The organism is Legionella drancourtii LLAP12, from assembly GCF_000162755.2.
In the GTDB taxonomy this organism is placed as follows: domain Bacteria; phylum Pseudomonadota; class Gammaproteobacteria; order Legionellales; family Legionellaceae; genus Legionella; species Legionella drancourtii.
The window spans coordinates 20,670-38,850 of sequence record NZ_JH413830.1 but is presented as its reverse complement, the minus strand read 5'-3'; the positions used below and the strand labels follow the sequence as shown (position 1 = coordinate 38,850).

Sequence of the window (18,181 nt, the reverse complement as noted above, 5' to 3'; positions counted from 1 at the left end):
TCCCCCTATTAGTCAGCTCCAAGATGAGGCTACAGCATTAGGGCAGGCTTATTTTGATGAGCATTTAGAGTATTTTCTAACGCCTCTGGGACTCAATATTAATGATTTTGATTCACATCTTATCGAACAATTTCCTCTAGATAAGAAGACTGCACTTAATAAAACAGCAACGAATTTTGAAGTAGTATACTGGCGTGATTGGCTCACTAAATCACCAAACTATGTAGAAATTAACACGCAGATTATGGACTTATACCACACTGAACCGACACTAGCCGAATCAGTACATCGTGTTGCCGCTGATTTTTCAAGACGTCATGCCAATGAGCAAGAGTCTAAAGAGTTATTAATGCTGCGCTCCTCAAAATACCTGATTGAAGAAAGTCCTGCCGTAATGTGGATTGCTGCATCGCTAGGTTATAATTTTGTGGTTTATCCTGGAGAGCAAATACCCTCGTTTGCTGCAACACGTGACTATTTTATAAAAAAAGAGCCTACAAATAATCCGCTGTTTATCCAACATGACACACCGCATTTACTGATTAATTGGTTAGAAGTATCGTTTCTTCGTAGTCGCTCTTCGGATCGCGCCACCAAAAACGTAATTCCTGGCACTAAAGAAAATATTGCAGAACTCATGAAAGGCGTAACTGAGGGCATTTTTAATCTGAATTTAGCAAAAGAAGAAAAAATACGCTTAATTACCGAGATTATGTTGTCTTACCAGCAAAAGAAAGAAAACAACACCATTGAATAATTCTATGATTACTTCGCCCCAATACAGGAGATGCTCCTTAACTTAAGGTGAGTTCGGGATAAAAAATCAGGACAAAGCTTATCTCGAACTCACCTTAACTCAATGGCAGCGCGAGCCGAATCATCGCATTTCTTACTAACTTGTTATTAATGCCCATGATTATCTAAGACTGTCGGTTTTAAATATACCTGGCACAGAATGCTCGCGATCAATGCGGTAATGCAGCAGATGATAATAGGTAAAGTAATTGACAAAACAATCAGCAAGCCGCCGATAAAACAAATAATAGCATCACCTAGTGTACGCAAGCTTAACTGTGCCCCCATAACCTCTCCCTGAATGGCCGTGTGAGACACGTTTGAAATGTGAATCGTCATGGTTGTGGTAACACTGGTGATGCTAAATCCAATTAGTGCGAAAAATAAAAACATGGCTATGGGGTATTGAAAAACAATCATGGCAGCAAAAATCAGAGTAGTGCTCATCATAGCCAGGATAATAATTTTATGAATAGGCAGGCGTTTTGAAAGATGATACGGAAGCCATGAAGCACCTAAAGCAAGGGCTGCTGATAATGCCGCGTTATAAAGCGCAATCATCCCTGGAGACATAAACCATTTTCCGGCAAGATAAACCGGGCCAAATTCGTAGAACATATCGACGGCAAAGGTAAATAGCGTACTAATGATCAGCAAATGGAGCAAATGCGGGTGGTTCTGAAATAATAACTTAAATTGCCGGATAATATTGAGTTGGCTCACTATCGATTCTTTTTCAGGTTGATGGAGGATCTTATGTTCCGGCAATTTCCACCAGGCAAGCCCCAGGGTGATAATTGAAGCTAAGGCGGCAAAAGTAAAAGGAAATGACCATGAAAACCAAGGAACAACATTTGCGTTTGATAATAAACCGCCGATGATTGGTCCAATTATATAACCAATGCCAGCCATAGTGTTGATCCTACCAAAACTCACAAATTTGTTAATGGTGGTTAATTCTGAGGCGAATGCCCTAGCAACAGCAAAAGTTCCTTCCATGAATCCGGTTAAAAAGCGGCTGAATAATAATAGCCAGAAACAGTTTGTCCAAAACGATAGGACGGTCAGTAAATACCCCAGCATGCTTCCTGCCAAACTGATAACCAGTATTTTCTTGCGGCCATGAATATCAGAGTTTCGTCCCAAAATGGGAGAACCAATGAATTGCCCCAGAGGGAAAATCGCAAGGGTTAACCCCAGCAAAATACGTCTGCTGGTGTCACTCCATTCTGGAGCGATAATTAACTGATCCGTAGATTGTAAAAACAAGGGCGGAAAAATGGGGTAAGCAATAGATGAACCGATAAAACTGATTAAGACAATTAGCAAAATAATCCAGAATTGTTTTTTCTCTTGTGTTGCTTGCATATGCATATTCATTCATGGCCCTTCTTGGGGGTAATCCGGCAACCGACGTAAGAGAGCAGCAATAATTCCCCCATTTTCTATGGTGCTATTAATTTTGATATCTACAGATAATCTTAGAACTATTTTTACTTATTTGCTTATTTTTTTGCACCTATATTAAGAGAGGAACTCGGATAAACCCCTACATCAGCCTAAACGGATTGGATAGTGTGGCCATAGCAAGCGATTAGAGAGCATTCTCTATAATCTCTACTACAGCCTCTTATGCACCCTAATCTAAGCGACGGCAACCTGGTCCGCTAATCAGACTACGACCACCGGTTTGATGACTGATCTGTATTCGCGTGCTAATCCGCTCCTTCAGTGTAGGAACGTGTGAGATCACACCAATTAATTTGCCAGCCTGCTGTAAACCGGCAAGGGTCTCTAATGCGGTGTCCAGTGCATCTTCATCTAAAGTTCCAAAACCTTCATCCAAAAACAATGAATCAACCCGAACGTTCTTACTGGCCATATGCGATAAGCCCAACGCGAGAGAAAGACTCACAATAAAACTCTCACCGCCCGACAGATTTTTGGTCGAACGAATTTCTCCAGCCTGGTAGTTATCCACTACATTAAGCTCTAGTGGTTGGCTCTCATCCCTAATTAAAAGGTAACGATCAGTCATTTTCAGCAATTGCCGGTTGGCATGACCAATCATCATTTCAAAAGTCAACCCTTGAGCAAAATTACGATATTTTTTCCCATCCGAAGAACCAATTAGTGCATGCAGCGTATCCCAACGCAAAGATTCTCGTTTTTGTAAGTTTATTGCCTGCACTCGTTCTTGTTGCTTTTTCCTTAAACGCTCATTGCCTTCTAATTTCTGCTGCATGGCACCGATCGCCTGTTGGATTTCTTTTAAACGACTTATCAAACCACTTCGTTCTTGGACTAAAAATTCAGGTGATTGCGCTGTTACTTTTTTTTGTCGCTCTATTTCTAAAAGATCTGCTTTATCCTTTCTTCGTGTCTCGAGTTCTGTATATTCATTTTCCAACTTCTGGGCATTTAACATTAAATTTTTGCGCTCATCTTCAGATAGACAGGCGTTTATATAACTGGCTTCATCAGCAAAATTAAATTTATCGAGCTGTGTTTTAAAAACAAGTGCAACTTCTTGTAACTTTAAGCTTCGAGAAAAAATTGTCTTTTCAATAGATTCTATTGCACTTTTTAATTTGGCGCATTCTTGTTCTGTGACGCTCAATGTCTGTCGTAAGCCCTCAATACGCTTTTCGCCTGCTTCAATTACCGCAACCAAGTGAGTTTCCACCTCATGAGGGTTCCTATCACCAAAAAGAGAATTCCTTTCATGCATTAGCAAATCTTGATCCGCTTTTAAAGCCATGAGCATATTTTGTTGGTTTTTAAGATCTATTTCTAAGTTACTAATTTGTTCGGCTTGATATTTTGTCTGCGACTGCAAACTGGCGATCTGTTTCTCCAAATCACTATTTTGTTTCTGTAAATCCAGATACTGATCCCGACGTGCAGCGAGTTCGAGCTGAACATGAGCCAATGCATCCAGAGCCAGGCTTTTAATTCCATACGTTGCTAACGCGGCTAATTCTTTATCCAGTGTTTTCTGGCGCTGAAAGTCGAGTGTGCTTAACTCCTTTGCAATACGTGTGACATCTTGTTCTGCAGAGATTTTTTTATGGCTTGCGGTCTGATTTTCTCGTTCAGATTGTGCGAATGATTCCTTGCTTTTTTCAAGCGCTTCACGCGCTAGTTCCATTTTTTGTTCATACTCATCAACAACCTGAACAACCTGTAAGGTATTTTCCAGATTCTTATCGGTTTCTTGTACTAAATTAACTAACACTGTTTCTCGCTCTTGAGCAGACACATCAAGAGCAAATATGGAAAACGCGTCCTGAATTTCAGCCTCTTCAATGGCAATCCTGTCTATGCATTCATTTCGTTGCAGCAAAAGTTGCTCTAAATCTTTTACATTTTCAGCCTGTTTAATTTTTAATCCGGAATGCATGGCATTTGCTTGTTTATAATTCTCTCTAGCCCCTTTTAGCAAAGTCATAGTTTCATCAGGTACAGGAATAGTACCTGTTGCAAATGGATGTTCTTTTGCACCACAAAGCGGACAGGGTTGCTCGTCTTCAAGTTGATGTCTGATGTCTGTAAGATCTTGAATCCTCTTGAACAAAGAAAGTTGTGTTTCAAGCAAGTGAACTTCACGTTCATAGGCGCCACATTGTTCAACCTGAACTTGAATTTTATTAACTAATCCATCTTGTGCAAGAGTAAGCATTGCCTGACGATTATTAAGCGCCTCAAGATTCGCCTTCAAATCAGCCAAAGAATGTATCGCTTTCATCGTTTTTTGCAACGAAGCGCTTCTCTCTTTAAGAAGCATTGAGGCGCCACGCCAATCAGCCATTGCACGACCCGCCAAAGTCTTTTTTAGTTGGTTCTGGTAGTGTACAAAATCATGCTGACAGGCGTTAAGTTCCTTTTCTTTTGTTGCAAGCATTACTGTTTGTTCATGCCAAGTGCGATCTAATTCCGCCATTTGCATCTCGGCTATACTCAACTCAGCAGCTTTGTTGCCATGCTGTTCATTTAAATCGCGAAGAATATCAAATCGACTACCAATTCCGGCTAGGTTGGCTATCAATCCCTCATCTGCTTTTTTTAACCGAAGACGTTCGCGCACTTCTGTAAAGGCAATACTTTTTATAGCGAGATCTCGGCAATCGTCATTATTCTTAGCTAACAAGGTAGACAAAGAGCGTTTAATCGCCAAAATAACCTCATTGACTTTAATCATGGGTTCTTCTTTTTCTTGAAGCTTAATATCAAGAGCCTGAACCTTGCGAATCACCGCTAAGGTCGATTTTTGTTCTATTCTTTTTTGTTCTAAATCAGCAACCGCCAGCGTCAAAGCATCTGCTGCAGTCTTTAACTCAGCTTCCCTGCCCGGAAGTGCCAAGCGACGGTCATTACATTCTTGATTTGCACTTTCCTGCTCTCGGCGCAAAGCACTAATATCAGCATGCACAGCCGATATTTCTAAAGCCTGCTTTGCGCGTTCGAGCCGCTCTAACTCAGGCTTAAATAACTCTCGACGTTGGAGTAGATCGTGCTGCTGTTCAATAATAAAACCTAAATCTTTTTCCAGAGAATTGAGCTGCTCCAGCCAGGTCATTGCCAGATTTTTCTTTGTGATTTCCTGCTGAAGCAAGACCTCTTGATTATTATGATGGTCAAGACTTACATTCAATTGCTGTTCCTCTTCGTCACCCAGAAGTTGTACTCCAGCAAGCTCCGCCATCATCAGATCCAGTGTTTTACGCTCATCTGAGCGACGCTCATGCACACACATGGAGATCTGACTGTAAATTTCTGTTCCAGTAATTTGCTCTAAAATGGGGGCTCGCTCATCCGGAACCGCCTGCAAAAACGCGGCAAAGCCTCCTTGTGCAAGCAACATAGAGCGAGTAAAACGATCAAAATCCATGCCGGTTACCATTTCTATTTGCTCCGCAACACCACGAAGCTTTGCGTCAAGAATTTGGTTTGAATCAGCATCCGCAATCTCGTGCTTAGGCGTTTGTAATTCGCCATCAGGCTTTTTTCGTGCCCGTCGTTGGCTCCAGTGACAACGAAAACGCCCTGCCTGCGTTTCAAACAGTACTTCAGAAAAACACGCTCCTGTTTGCCGCGCCATAATTTCATTTTCGCTCTTGGTTACCTTATTAAGGCGAGGTGTTCTTCCATAGAGTGCCAAACAAATGGCATCGAGAATCGTGGTTTTTCCTGAACCAGTTGGACCAATGATTGCAAAAATACCATCGGATACAAATGCGGGATGAGTCAAATCAATTTCCCATTCACCGACGAGTGAATTTAAATTCTTAAAGCGTATTTTGAGTATCCGCATCGCCTACCTCTTTATTCTGCCTTGGCATCTTGATCGTTGAGAATCATTAACGTTTCCTGGTAGGTGGTCAATAATTCTGGCCATTGCTCCTCGGGTACCTTATGCACTGCCAAACAGCGTGCAAACACATCGTTAATATTCAGATCATCAAGTGTTTCATCATCGTGTATTCGCTTCAGTACCCGGTCAATAATGCGATTATTTTTTACGCGCAAGATCTGCATCCCCGTTCCAGCAATCGTCTCTTCCAAAGATTCACGCAGATTGCCAGTGACTTCGTCGCCTTCATATACTATCTCCAGCCAAGCTTGGCTTTGTGTCGTTGCCAGCGCCATAATCTCATCTGCAATCGCCTCCCAATGGCCACAAATACGCTTAAGGTGTTGAAAAATAGGTACCTTAAGAAGAGAAACAGAGGCATTGAGTCCACTAAATTCAATGAGACAAACACTTTTTTCTTGATTCGCTTCACCAAACCCCATCGGCAGCGGCGAGCCGCTGTAACGCATATTCTCTAAGTTATTGATCTTTTGCGGCACATGAAGATGGCCTAAAGCCAGATAATCGATGCATTCAGGAAAAATTTGCGCTGAAACATGCGCCAACGAGCCCACATAGAGTTCGCGAACACCATCCCCAGTCGCACCACCAGCGGTAAATAAATGCCCCATCGCTACAATAGGAATTTCCCGCCCCAAAAGATTACGCTTCTGCACCGCTAATTCACAAACCTCAGCATAATGAGCACGTATCCCAGCAATTAACTTACGCTCTTTATCCTCAATACTTTCCCCTGCTGCAACCGTGCGAATATCCCTATCTCTCAGATACGGAACAGCACAAACTATTAATTCAGGACTACCATCCTGATTTTCAAGCAGTAACACTTCATCCGCAAGATTCGTAGTTACTGAACCAATGACATGGACATTAAGCGCACGTAATAATTCTTTAGGGGCATCTAAGAACGTTGGAGAATCGTGATTACCGGCAATCACAATAACATGCCGACAAGAAGAACTGGCCACACGGCATAAAAACCGATAATACAATTCTTGAGCACGATTACTAGGGGTACTGGTATCAAAAACATCACCGGCAATCAAGAGCACATCCACCTGTTCTTCGCAAAGAGTCTTCGCCAGCCAGGAAAGGAATGCCTCAAATTCTTCATAACGCTTGCGCGTATAAAGAGTGCGGCCGATATGCCAGTCGGAAGTATGGAGGATTTTCATATGATAATTTCCAGTCAGAGGACCGCCTTTTTCTAGAGGCCGATTTTGGCTCAATCTAGTGAAATGTCAACACCCCTTAGTTTATATATTAATTAATCCTGCTATTGCAGACACCACAGAAGCATTATTCTTTCAAACTGTTTCTAACTGGATTAATGAAATTAAATCTGCACTAAATCAACCAGTAGTTGTAGTATTAGATGATGACCATTCGCCTAGCCCTCCAAGGCTCGCGCCTTGATGGACTAATTCGACCGATAGTTACTTAAGCAGGCACAATAGAATGTTCTTTGGCATGGTGTAAACGCATTATTTTCTTGAGTAACTTTTTTAAATAACGATGTAATTGATATTCTAATTTTCCGAATAAAACGGAACATAACAGAGTTACTAAAAACACCGCCGCTAGGGTGTTTTTCTGCATCACTGCAGATAGCTATTCAGTAGTGCATCGCTAATATAAGGATATTAACATGAAAAAAAAGCCTCTTTCTTTATCTGAAGTTTATGCTCTTTTAGAACCAGGACCAGTTGTATTAGTCACAACAGCGCACAAAGAACATCCTAATATCATGACTATGTCGTGGCATACCATGATGGAGTTTGAGCCTCCAATTGTGGGCTGCGTCATTAGCGAAAACAATTACAGTTTTAATCTCTTGAAAACAACCAAAGAATGCGTCATTAATATTCCAACAGTGGACTTAGCAGAAAAAGTAGTCGGCTGTGGTAATACATCGGGGCAAAACGTAGATAAATTCAAAACATTTCAGCTCACAGCAGTCGCTTCTTCCTGGGTAAAAGCACCACTTATCGATGAGTGTTTTGCCAACCTCGAATGCAAAGTCATTGATATGAACATGGTGACTAAATATAATTTTTTTATTCTTGAAGTTCTTAATGCTTGGCTCGATATGTCGAGAAAAAATCCCCAAACACTCCATCATCAGGGAAGAGGTCAATTTATGGTTGCCGGCAAGTCGATTAAATTACCTTCTAATATGAGGTAATTGCCATTGTAAATTTTATGTATGAAGTCAAATTGCTAGTTCTTTTAATCATACTATCCGTACTAAGAATGAATCGGGTAAAAAAAATATTCCTGCTTATGCATCAGCACCACGCACAAGCAGGACAGGTATTGTTGCAATTCGCACAATATTCTCCGCCACGCTCCCCAGAAAGAGACGACTAAAGCCACGCCGGCCATGCGTGCCTATAACTAATAAATCTGCAGGCCATTCTTTTGCAGCTTCAACAATTGCCTCGGCAACTCTTCCCTGCAATGGCTTTAATTCCAAAATTGATGTCTCCGGATTAATCGATGATTCGCTAGCCATTTTTTTTGCAGCATTATTTAATATCTTTTCACCATCTTCCCTACAAGTAGCAATAATTGAAAGATAATCAAAGGCTGGCCCACCATAACTGACAAAGCTCTCATCAACAACATGAATAATTCGCACATTAGCGCTCTGACCTTTAGTTAGGTTAATTACTTCCTCTACCAAGGAATCAGATATCTTACTCCCATCAAGTGCTAGCATAATATTCTTATACATTATAATGGCTCCTTGCTCGTAGAATTTGTTATGACATATATGAACTAAATATAGACTACACTACTGTAATTTATCAGAGACCAATTTGGTAACGTCTCCATACACATACACGAATAGAAGAACACTCCAGTATCCTATTTTGCTCAGGTTTGGTAATAATTTTCTCTTACTTGCATAATTAGGAAATCCACTTCTGGCAATAGCAATCACCGTATCAAAAATATAGGGTAATACCGTAATAAGTAAAGCAAGCTTATAATGTGCAGCATAGACCTCCTCCTGAGGGACTATTCTTGCTGAAAAATTTTGTTTCATATCATTTCCAGGTAAGTATTTCAGGGGGCTTACGAGGAGATAGTGGCGTCTTGCCTGCTGGCTGACCTACAATGATCGGCACCATGGCTGTCATTTCAGCAGGGATTCCTAATTCATTTTTCCATTCAGGAGTGTTCAAAGCCGAAACTGCAAAGCCAATGACACAGGTTCCAAGCCCATTTGCATAGGCGGTGAGCATTAGATTCTCAGCAGCCAACCAGCAATCTGCTGCGACAAAACTTCCAGGGAATTTACTATATATAGTTATCAATGTTCCGGCATTATAAAATACGTTGAAATCTGCTGGTTTGACCAAATCAATAACTTGCTTTGCTTGTTGGGGTTCGGAATTTTTTGTTTCAGCAAGTACTAGGTGCTTGGCACTTTCTGACAACCGATTTAATAGATCTTTATTTTGAATGATCACAAATGACCACGGTTCTTCATGCATGGCTGTAGGAGCCTGTATGGCTGCATTAAGCAATATATGAATGAGATCTTGGTCAATTTTTTTGGGAAGGTAATCACGCACTGCACGACGATTATATATGACATCCATCACGTTCATGGATATTTGGTCATGGTTGATTGTTTTTGAGCTAGCCATAATTCACTCCTTGTTGGTCATTCCCTCATGAAGCAGCCACCATTGGTAATTGACATATTCGGCAATCGTTAGCGTTTAAAGTAATAATCTATGTTGCGTAGTTGATTGGATGTCATCATCAGTATTCCATTACAGAGATATCATTAATATACAATCATAGTACATATTGCCACGTAGGTACTAATTTCAAACAAAATAACTAGAAAACCATGTTCTTGCTAGACGAGCTACTTCATTGAGTGCTCCAGGCTCCTCAAATAAATGGGTAGCGCCGGGGATTATTTCTATTTTTTTAATACAATTTAATTTAGACATGGCCTCTTTATTCATTTGAATGACGATTTCGTCATGACCTCCTACAATGAATAACGTAGGGGCTTGAACAAGTGCCAAAGCATCACCGGCTAAGTCAGGTCGTCCACCACGAGAAACAATAGCACGGATCTTATCTGGCGCCATTGCTGCAGCAACAAGAGCCGCTCCGCCACCAGTACTCGCGCCAAAATAACCAATTGATAAAGGACTCAGTACAGACTGTTTGAGACACCATTTTGTCGCGTCCATTAATCGAGATGCCAAAAAATCAATATCAAAACGAAATTGCCGCGTATGACTATCAATAGCATCTTCCTCTGGGGTAAATAAATCAAATAATAGAGTGGCAATACGGCCTTCATTTAAAACACGTGCAACATATTGATTACGTACGCTAAAACGACTACTACCACTTCCATGCACAAATAAAACAAGACCACATGCATCTTTAGGAATATACAGTAATCCATCAAGAGAGACATTGTCACTTGGAATAGTGATGGTATGTTCTTTATCCAAAGTATAATGTGCCATAGTTCACCGTGAATTTTTACTCGTTGAATTTAATTGTTTAAATAATTAATTACAAATTTATACCCCCTAATTGAGGACATTTAAAATCATCAAAAATCAGCTACATCTCCACTTTAACCCCAAGTGGCTCCACTGCATTAGTTTTGTCAAAATGAATAAGGCTATTAAATTGATAAGGTAAATGAGTAAAAAAATAATGGCTAAGACGCTCAGTTTCCGGTCGATAAATAACGCCAATTGCTCGCTGTAATCGCGGAATTTTTAGAAAGTGCTCTAATTCTTCGTTATCCGATAAATGTAAAATAAAATTTTTATAAGCTACTTGATGAAATAATTCCTCATAACTTCCATTAAGACCAGGAACTATTTTTTTACGTTGAGCAGGCTCATCCCAATTGGAAGCTGCTGTAACAAAGCCATCATAGGTTGAAAATCCGATAGAATAGGTATTCGTATGTTGCTCCCTAATCAATTGGCCAATATTAACCTCACCACGTGCGCCCATTTCAGTAGCACGCGCATCACCAACATGTGAATTATGAGCCCAAATAATGATCTTGGCCGGTTTATTAAACCGCTCCTCTAAATGATCAGCAAGAATACCAATAGTTTCTGCCATGTGCCTATCACGTATATTCCATGAAGAGACATGATCATCAAACATCGAGCGATAATAGGCTTCTGCATTTTTGACCAAACGCGCGTTTTGTGTCGCAAAAAAATAATCATCTTCAGCGACCTCATCTCCTTGATGGATAAGTTTAAAAGCATGGTGTTGCATTTCATTGAACTCTTCGAGTACTTCTGCGATACAGGATTTTTTTATTTTCGCATTAGCTAAATACCCATACATTTGTGGATCAACATTTAAGTGGTCAAAACATGCATAACGGCTTTTTGCCTGCTCTGCAGCCATAGGATCAACGTTCATTAAATAACGAATAACAGCCTGCATGGATCTATTGAGACTGTATAAATCCAAACCATAAAAACCAACTTTATCCATTGTATCGGGTAAATCATTGTATTCACGTAACCATTTAAGAAAAGGAGGCAGACTTGTGTTGCGCCACATCCACGTTGGAAAGCGTTTAAAATCATCTAGCGCACTCTCTGAATCATCGATATATCCTCTTCCTTGTATGTAGCGGTGAACCCGATAGGCATCAGGCCAATCACCTTCTATCGCTACAGCCATAAAACCCTTTTTCATGATTAGTTGTTGTGTAATCTCTATGCGAGCCTGATAAAACTCTTGCGTTCCATGGCTGGCCTCTCCAATCAATACATAACGTGCGTCGTCAATTTTTTCTAAAAATGAAGAATAATCAGCCGGTGCTGAAATTGGTTTTACTGCCTCATTGAGCACAGTAAGCAGCTTTTGTTGCGCCTCTGTATTCATACTAACTCTCCTTTTTCAACTTAGGTTAATTAGTGCTCTAAAATGCGTGAAAAATGGATCCAGGATTACGTTGACTGTTTCATCATTGCATTTGATTTTTCAAGCAATTCAATCACTTCATTATCAGAAGTCTGAGTAAAATTCTCATACCACAAGCCTACAGCATAGAAATTTATGGGTTGTAGTGGGCAAATAACTTTCTCCACCAATTGAGTCATTTCTTCACATGTTTCACGCGCAGCAACGGGTACAGCGATAATAATAGAAGCAGGTTTATATTTACGCAGGGCTTTTACTGCTGCGAACATTGTTGAGCCTGTGGCAATACCATCGTCAACAAGAATAATTGTTTTGTCCAAAAGTTTAGGAAAGGGACGATCGCCTCGATATAATAGTTCACGGCGCAATAATTCTTTCTGTTCTGCTTGTAAGACAAGGTCGATTGAAGATTGATCCAGGTTTAACGCACTTATAAGCAGTTCATTAAAAATAACGGTACCGCCTGAAGCAATAGCTCCCATAGCCAACTCTTCATGACCAGGAACGCCTAATTTTCGAACAATAAAAATATCAAGTGGAATGGCAAGTGCTGTTGCAATTTCATAAGCTACTGGAACACCACCTCGAGGAAGTGCCAAGATGATAACATTTGATTGATTGGCATAATCTTTAAGGTACTCTGCTAGAATAGTGCCCGCTTCCTGCCGATCTGTAAATTTATCCATTATTTCACCATTAAAATAATATGAGTTCATCTATAAATCATCACAATAACCCTCAAACCGCAGGGGTTATTGTTTTTCATCCACATAGATTAATTATAGAACATATCTATAATGGCTTTCAGGTATTAATTGAAGCGGGAGGGTTAAACATACTGATTTTTAGTATGTTTAAACTAATTGATGAGCACTTGTTCAGGAAAGAAAATGTCTATATCAAGATTTATTGCCCTCTAACCAAAAGCACTGGCATTGTTGAAATTCGCAGCACATTTTCTGCCACACTCCCTAAAATAAGACGACTAAAACCTCGACGCCCATGTGATCCTATAATAAGCAAGTCTGCAGGCCAAGCTTGTGCTTCCGCTACAATTTTCTCTGCAATACGCCCTTTTCCAGGTTTCAGCTCAATAAGCGTGGTTTCATACTCTATTTGTGCTTGTTTCACTTTTTCACTTACTTTATTTAAAACGTCATGGCCTACTTTCTTGTATCCGTCCCATAAAGTATCAAAATCAACATATTCATCAATATAGTTGAATATAGTTTCATCAACTATGTGAATAATTCTTAATCTGGCCTTTAAGGCTTTAGTCAGCTTAATTGCCTCATGAACAGCTAAATCTGAAGTATTACTTCCATCAACAGCTATCATAATATGTTTGTAAGTCATTGTAGCTCCTTCTAAATAGTAATTACGGCAGCTCCTGTAAAAACCTTCTATGCCAAAAAGTATCAAGCTTCCATAAGAGATAAACCTATACCTTATTCTTATTTTATATAGCGTTTATTATAGTAAACTTTAAATTAAATAGATCTAATGCAAGCAGCGCAAACCATTCATTCATAAGCGTAAAGATACAGCTCCCCATAGAATACAACATTACGCCCTTAAATAGAGGCATTATTTGTCCGTTTTGAGCAATTTATATCAACAAGACCTATACTCCATAAGACAAGATACTAAAAAGAATAAAAACAGATGAATCCATTAATACGCTAACTATTTGTAAAGGTATTCTATGTTTATTGATGAATTAGCCAAAACCTATCTACGGCTTGAAAAAATTAAACTTACCCTGAATACTGTTTCTCAAAAACAAGAAAAAGCACTTAAACAGTTTAATCAAAATATTTATATCACCGACCTGATCGTAAGATCACCCTTTGCATCTTTTGGTGAATCAGATTCCCATGCCAAACATCAAGTATCGTCGACACTTAGGTTACAAACACAAATTACCACACTGTTTGCATTAGCGAATGAGCATCATCGGGAAATGTATTGTGAAAAGGATTCTCTGGGTTTTTATCAGTTAAAAAAAGAAAAGAAAAATCATGTTACACGACTTTCTACACATGAATTCTCTTTTTACACGAAAATCCCATTAACACTGAATGAATTTCAGTTACTCCTAAGTGACATAGAAAAAATGGCGAATACTTTGACACCAAATGTTCACATCTTGTTAAGTTCATTTGCCGTTTATAATAATGCTGGAACTTTATTTAATATGTCTTTATTTATTGAAGGAGGCACCCCATCCAAAATTCATGCCTTTTCTAAAAACACCGCATCAGCTCAAGATATTTACTACAATGATCAACAATCATTATTTTCCCAGCAACAAGATAAAAAGGGAACTTTTCATGCCGATGAAATCACCGCAGAAGACGGTATCACCATGTCTACTGGAAGCGTCTTTGAGGTAAAAACTAAAGGAGGGGCATGCTATACACAAGCCATTGATATTTGTCTTGATCATGCGCTTCAACATAGTAAAGAATTGATTACGCGACGAATTCTCACATCAGAAAATCACAATGAACTATTGCCAAATCAAATTGAACAATGTATCTCCTCTAATACCATTCATATTCATGAAGACAGCTTAATTTCTGATTTTTTCATACATGTGGATCCCAATACTTCAATGCACAATTATGGAGCGACCGGTGGGGGGAAAGTACTTACCGATATAGCAATAAAGCGTATAATCCCCATTGAATATCCAAATATGAAAATTATCGAATATAATTTTGGATACCAGATTATCAATCCTTCTTTCGGCACTGAGTATTACGTAGAAGTATTTAACGAAAGACCGGCAGGGAAATACAAACCAGAATTACAACCTGCAGTGAATCAACATAATCAAGAAGTATTAATAAAACAATTAGCTTTTCTAAAACAAGAATGCCTGGGCAAAAAAGAGGCCGATAAGTTAGTTTTGAACATTGACCAAAGCACAATGCTTTTACAGCAAATAGAACAATTAGAAAAAACCATGTTGAAACGATGTAAGCTAACGGTATTACAAGAACTTTTTAAAACAGAAGAATACAAACAAAAACAGGAAGCAAAAGAAATAATATTTGATTATATGAAACTAATGAAAGACGCCATCCGTTTAAAAGGCAACTCCAGCATATTATTACTTCGAGCATGGAAAAAAGATTTGGATTTCAGATTAACTTCTATTGGTTCATTATCTGTTCAATCACCATTAAAAAAAGCTTTAAAAAAAGACATAAAAGAGATTATTGATAATAAACTGCAAAAAGATCTAGGCTGCGAATTTGAACCACAAAAAAGAAGTTAAAAACAACTCCATTTAAATTAATGGCAACCCAAATACTACGAAGAAAAGGACCTTATAATAAAGTACTCAAAAAGAGAATTACATGAAACAACAACCTATAAGACTAATGAATATTACTACGCGAATCATCGAGACAGTGGTATGGTATGATTTTATTAAAGAGATCCTTTAGGCTCAGTTTTAAACATAACTGTTTCAATATTTTTAATTGGGTACACAATTAGGAGCTGTTCGCCAGATTGAGCCAAAATGGATTGATTTTTGAGCACTGAATCAGAGCATACATCAAGTAGGTGTGCATCGGAGCACAAAAAATCGACACATCTTGGCCATGATAGTAGAAAGGTCAACAGACCCTGGTTACTTTGCTATAAAATAGAAATAATTCGCAAATCATGCAAAAATAAGATAGTTACTAAGGATGGAACTTAATGATAAACGATAAAGAGCAATACATGGATAGTAAGCTTACTATGCAAGTTGATCCTGTTTCAAATGTTCTGAAATGGGTTCTATTAATCACAGCAATACTCTGTTTCATCGTCATAATTTGGGGAACGGTTAAAACCTATCAACTAGCCCCCCCCTTGCCACATCAATTCGTCTCGGCTTCTGGAACAATTCTCATGACTGAAGACGATATTGTTGCAGGAAAAGCTGGGTTTCAACGTGCGGATCTCATGGATTATGGCAGTATCTATGGAATGGGATCGTATTTTGGAGAGGACTATACGGCCCAATATCTTGTAGAATTAGGTCGTAAAACCGAAGAAAATATTGCAAATCTAAAATTTAAGCAATCTTTTGCCAACTTAGCAGAAGGCGATCAATACGTCGCCCGAAAAGAAATGCAGGAGGCACTGCAACATGTTGATCTCAGTCATGAGACTTCAATAATCCCTGAAGTAATTGCAACAGCGATAACCCAGCTTCAGGAAGAAATAGCAACGATGGTTCTTAATCACGATCCAATAAAAGGCTGGACAAAAGCATACAGCTTAAACCAAAAAAGTGCTATTCAGGTCGCTGATTTCCTGATTTATTCCTCATTAACCACTATTGCACATCGACCAGGTAAGGATTTTTCCTACACGAATAACTGGCCATATGAACCAACCATGGGTAATGTCCCCACTCCAGCAACTTTTTATTGGACATGGGTATCCTTTTGTTTTGTTTTTTTTGGTTTTGGTGTGATTCTCTATATTTATCATCGCTATCTAAATGGACCAGATGCTGAACCTAAGAGCCCCGTTTTGTTAACATTTAAGGACTTAACAACCAGCCAGAAAAAAGTAGGTAAATATTTTTTAATTGTTGCAATGGTCTTATTAGTTCAAATTGCAGTAGGTGTCTTACTCGCACATTATTATACAGAGCGAACTGGATTTTATGGAATTAATATCAACTCATTCCTTCCTTTTAATTTCTTACGCGACGTTCATACACAAACACCAATAGTTTGGATAGCACTTTCCTGGATTAGTTCTGCGGTTTTCCTAGCCCCTATTATTAGCGGCAAAGAAGCTAATGGACAGGGATTTTTCGTTGATTTATTGTTTTGGGTAACCCTGTTTATTGTAGCTGGCGCCATAATTGGTGATTACCTTGGCATCATGGGAGTTATTGATACAGCATGGTTTTGGCTTGGAAACCAAGGATTGTCATATCTCCAGCTTGGAAGACTTTGGCAGATAGGATTTTGTGCAGGTCTTTTTTTGTGGAGTTTTATTGTTTTCCGAGGCATGTGGCCTACTTGGGATGGTCTAAAAACAGCAACTTTTGAGTTTTGGACAGGAAAAATTAAACTCGAACATTTGTTTTGGGCCAGCACTGTTAACATTGCCGTTCTGTATTGTTTTGGAATGATCCCGTTAACCGGAATTGAAAAATCATTCACGATTACTGATTTCTGGCGGTGGTGGGTAGTCCATCTTTGGGTTGAACAATCCTTTGAGTTTTTTGCAGCTTGTGCCACAGCCTATCTATTAATGGGCGTTGGACTAGTATCAAGACCTTTGGCAGAAAGAACCGTTTTTTTTGAAGCGATTCTCATTTTTTTAGGTGGTGTCATCGGTACGGGACATCATTGGTATTGGACAGGAGGACCTGATATGTGGGTTCCACTTGGTTCAATGTTCTCATTTATTGAAGTACTACCACTGGCTCTTCTAATCATCAATGCAATCCAGGAACAACAGAAAATTAAACAAAATAAGGATTTTAAACAACACTTGGCTTATCTGTATATCTTAGGTGCCGCTTTTTGGAATTTCATTGGCGCCGGTGTATTTGGTGGCGGTACGTTAAATGCTCCCTTAGTGAATTATTATGAACACGGAACTTTTTTAACATTGAATCACGCACATACCGCTTTATTTGGCGCATTTGGATTACTGGCATTAGGAATGATTTATTTTTGCCTGCGTTATGCCGCAGGGGATAAAATCGAGTGGAGCGATCGATTGGGTACATGGGCATTCTGGTTATATAACCTAGGGGTAATTTTGTGGATTTTATTGAATTTCTTCCCCATTGGCTGGCCACAATTACAAGCAGTATATGAGCATGGACTAACCTTTGCGCGTAGTCTTGAGTTTTATAATACGACGCTATTATGGCAGTGGTTGCGTATACCCGGAGATGTTGTATTTGCCATAGCGGCATTACTAATGGCCTATGATTTTGTAATGAAATTCAAACTCTTTTTTGTAAAGGGGGAAAGCCGCCTTTCATCATTTCAAAGACACCAATAATATTGAAGAAATAAATTAATC

Annotated in this window: 15 protein-coding genes and 1 pseudogene; 5 read left to right on the top strand and 11 right to left on the bottom strand. The window is 39.3% G+C overall.

Annotated features, from left to right (window positions below):
- Positions 1-757: pseudogene (locus LDG_RS11120) on the top strand (hypothetical protein); the annotation flags it as partial.
- Positions 758-903: 146 nt separating this feature from the next.
- Here the strand turns inward: LDG_RS11120 and LDG_RS11115 are convergent.
- The 3 genes from LDG_RS11115 to LDG_RS11105 form a co-directional block, all read right to left on the bottom strand.
- On the bottom strand, positions 904-2,175 hold the full coding sequence (locus LDG_RS11115) for an MFS transporter (RefSeq protein WP_233491505.1): 1,272 nt from the start codon (positions 2,173-2,175) through the stop codon (positions 904-906).
- Positions 2,176-2,434: 259 nt separating this feature from the next.
- Positions 2,435-6,109, bottom strand: coding sequence for an AAA family ATPase (locus LDG_RS11110; RefSeq protein WP_040535518.1), 3,675 nt, complete (start codon positions 6,107-6,109; stop codon positions 2,435-2,437).
- An 11-nt stretch (positions 6,110-6,120) separates the two neighbouring features.
- Positions 6,121-7,344: an exonuclease SbcCD subunit D C-terminal domain-containing protein gene (locus tag LDG_RS11105; protein WP_040535516.1), complete on the bottom strand. Its 1,224-nt coding sequence runs from the start codon at positions 7,342-7,344 to the stop codon at positions 6,121-6,123.
- Between the two features lie 58 nt (positions 7,345-7,402).
- On the opposite strand from LDG_RS11105, the gene LDG_RS11100 reads away from it, so the two are divergent.
- Positions 7,403-7,585, top strand: coding sequence for a hypothetical protein (locus LDG_RS11100; RefSeq protein WP_006871461.1), 183 nt, complete (start codon positions 7,403-7,405; stop codon positions 7,583-7,585).
- Between the two features lie 24 nt (positions 7,586-7,609).
- Here the strand turns inward: LDG_RS11100 and LDG_RS19685 are convergent, their stop codons facing one another.
- Positions 7,610-7,771: a hypothetical protein gene (locus tag LDG_RS19685; RefSeq protein ID WP_158307881.1), complete on the bottom strand. Its 162-nt coding sequence runs from the start codon at positions 7,769-7,771 to the stop codon at positions 7,610-7,612.
- A 46-nt stretch (positions 7,772-7,817) separates the two neighbouring features.
- On the opposite strand from LDG_RS19685, the gene LDG_RS11095 reads away from it, so the two are divergent.
- On the top strand, positions 7,818-8,354 hold the full coding sequence (locus LDG_RS11095; RefSeq protein WP_006871459.1) for a flavin reductase family protein: 537 nt from the start codon (positions 7,818-7,820) through the stop codon (positions 8,352-8,354).
- Between the two features lie 96 nt (positions 8,355-8,450).
- Here the strand turns inward: LDG_RS11095 and LDG_RS11090 are convergent, their stop codons facing one another.
- The 7 genes from LDG_RS11090 to LDG_RS11060 all read right to left on the bottom strand — a co-directional run bounded on the left by LDG_RS11090 (position 8,451) and on the right by LDG_RS11060 (position 13,474).
- A complete protein-coding gene (locus LDG_RS11090) occupies positions 8,451-8,906 on the bottom strand; it encodes a universal stress protein (protein ID WP_006871458.1) in 456 nt (151 codons plus the stop codon).
- 60 nt (positions 8,907-8,966) lie between these two features.
- The gene (locus LDG_RS19895; RefSeq protein ID WP_006871457.1) at positions 8,967-9,221 is read right to left on the bottom strand and encodes a hypothetical protein; all 255 of its coding nucleotides are present in this window, start codon (positions 9,219-9,221) and stop codon (positions 8,967-8,969) included.
- Between the two features lies 1 nt (position 9,222).
- The gene (locus LDG_RS11080) at positions 9,223-9,828 is read right to left on the bottom strand and encodes a nitroreductase family protein (protein ID WP_006871456.1); all 606 of its coding nucleotides are present in this window, start codon (positions 9,826-9,828) and stop codon (positions 9,223-9,225) included.
- Between the two features lie 186 nt (positions 9,829-10,014).
- The gene (locus LDG_RS11075; RefSeq protein WP_006871455.1) at positions 10,015-10,677 is read right to left on the bottom strand and encodes a dienelactone hydrolase family protein; all 663 of its coding nucleotides are present in this window, start codon (positions 10,675-10,677) and stop codon (positions 10,015-10,017) included.
- Positions 10,678-10,777: 100 nt separating this feature from the next.
- Positions 10,778-12,079, bottom strand: a complete 1,302-nt coding sequence (locus tag LDG_RS11070; protein ID WP_006871454.1) for an erythromycin esterase family protein — start codon at positions 12,077-12,079, stop codon at positions 10,778-10,780.
- A 65-nt stretch (positions 12,080-12,144) separates the two neighbouring features.
- Positions 12,145-12,804, bottom strand: a complete 660-nt coding sequence (locus LDG_RS11065) for a phosphoribosyltransferase (protein ID WP_006871453.1) — start codon at positions 12,802-12,804, stop codon at positions 12,145-12,147.
- Positions 12,805-13,024: 220 nt separating this feature from the next.
- Positions 13,025-13,474 carry a universal stress protein gene (locus LDG_RS11060; protein ID WP_006871452.1) on the bottom strand — a complete coding sequence of 150 codons (450 nt, stop codon included), beginning with the start codon at positions 13,472-13,474 and terminating at the stop codon, positions 13,025-13,027.
- Positions 13,475-13,823: 349 nt separating this feature from the next.
- Between LDG_RS11060 and LDG_RS11055 the strand changes: the two genes are divergently transcribed.
- A complete protein-coding gene (locus LDG_RS11055; protein WP_006871451.1) occupies positions 13,824-15,404 on the top strand; it encodes a hypothetical protein in 1,581 nt (526 codons plus the stop codon).
- 431 nt (positions 15,405-15,835) lie between these two features.
- Positions 15,836-18,160 (top strand): nitric-oxide reductase large subunit, encoded by a 2,325-nt coding sequence (locus LDG_RS11050; protein WP_006871449.1) that lies wholly within the window; start codon positions 15,836-15,838, stop codon positions 18,158-18,160.
- The last annotated feature ends 21 nt before the right edge of the window (positions 18,161-18,181 follow it).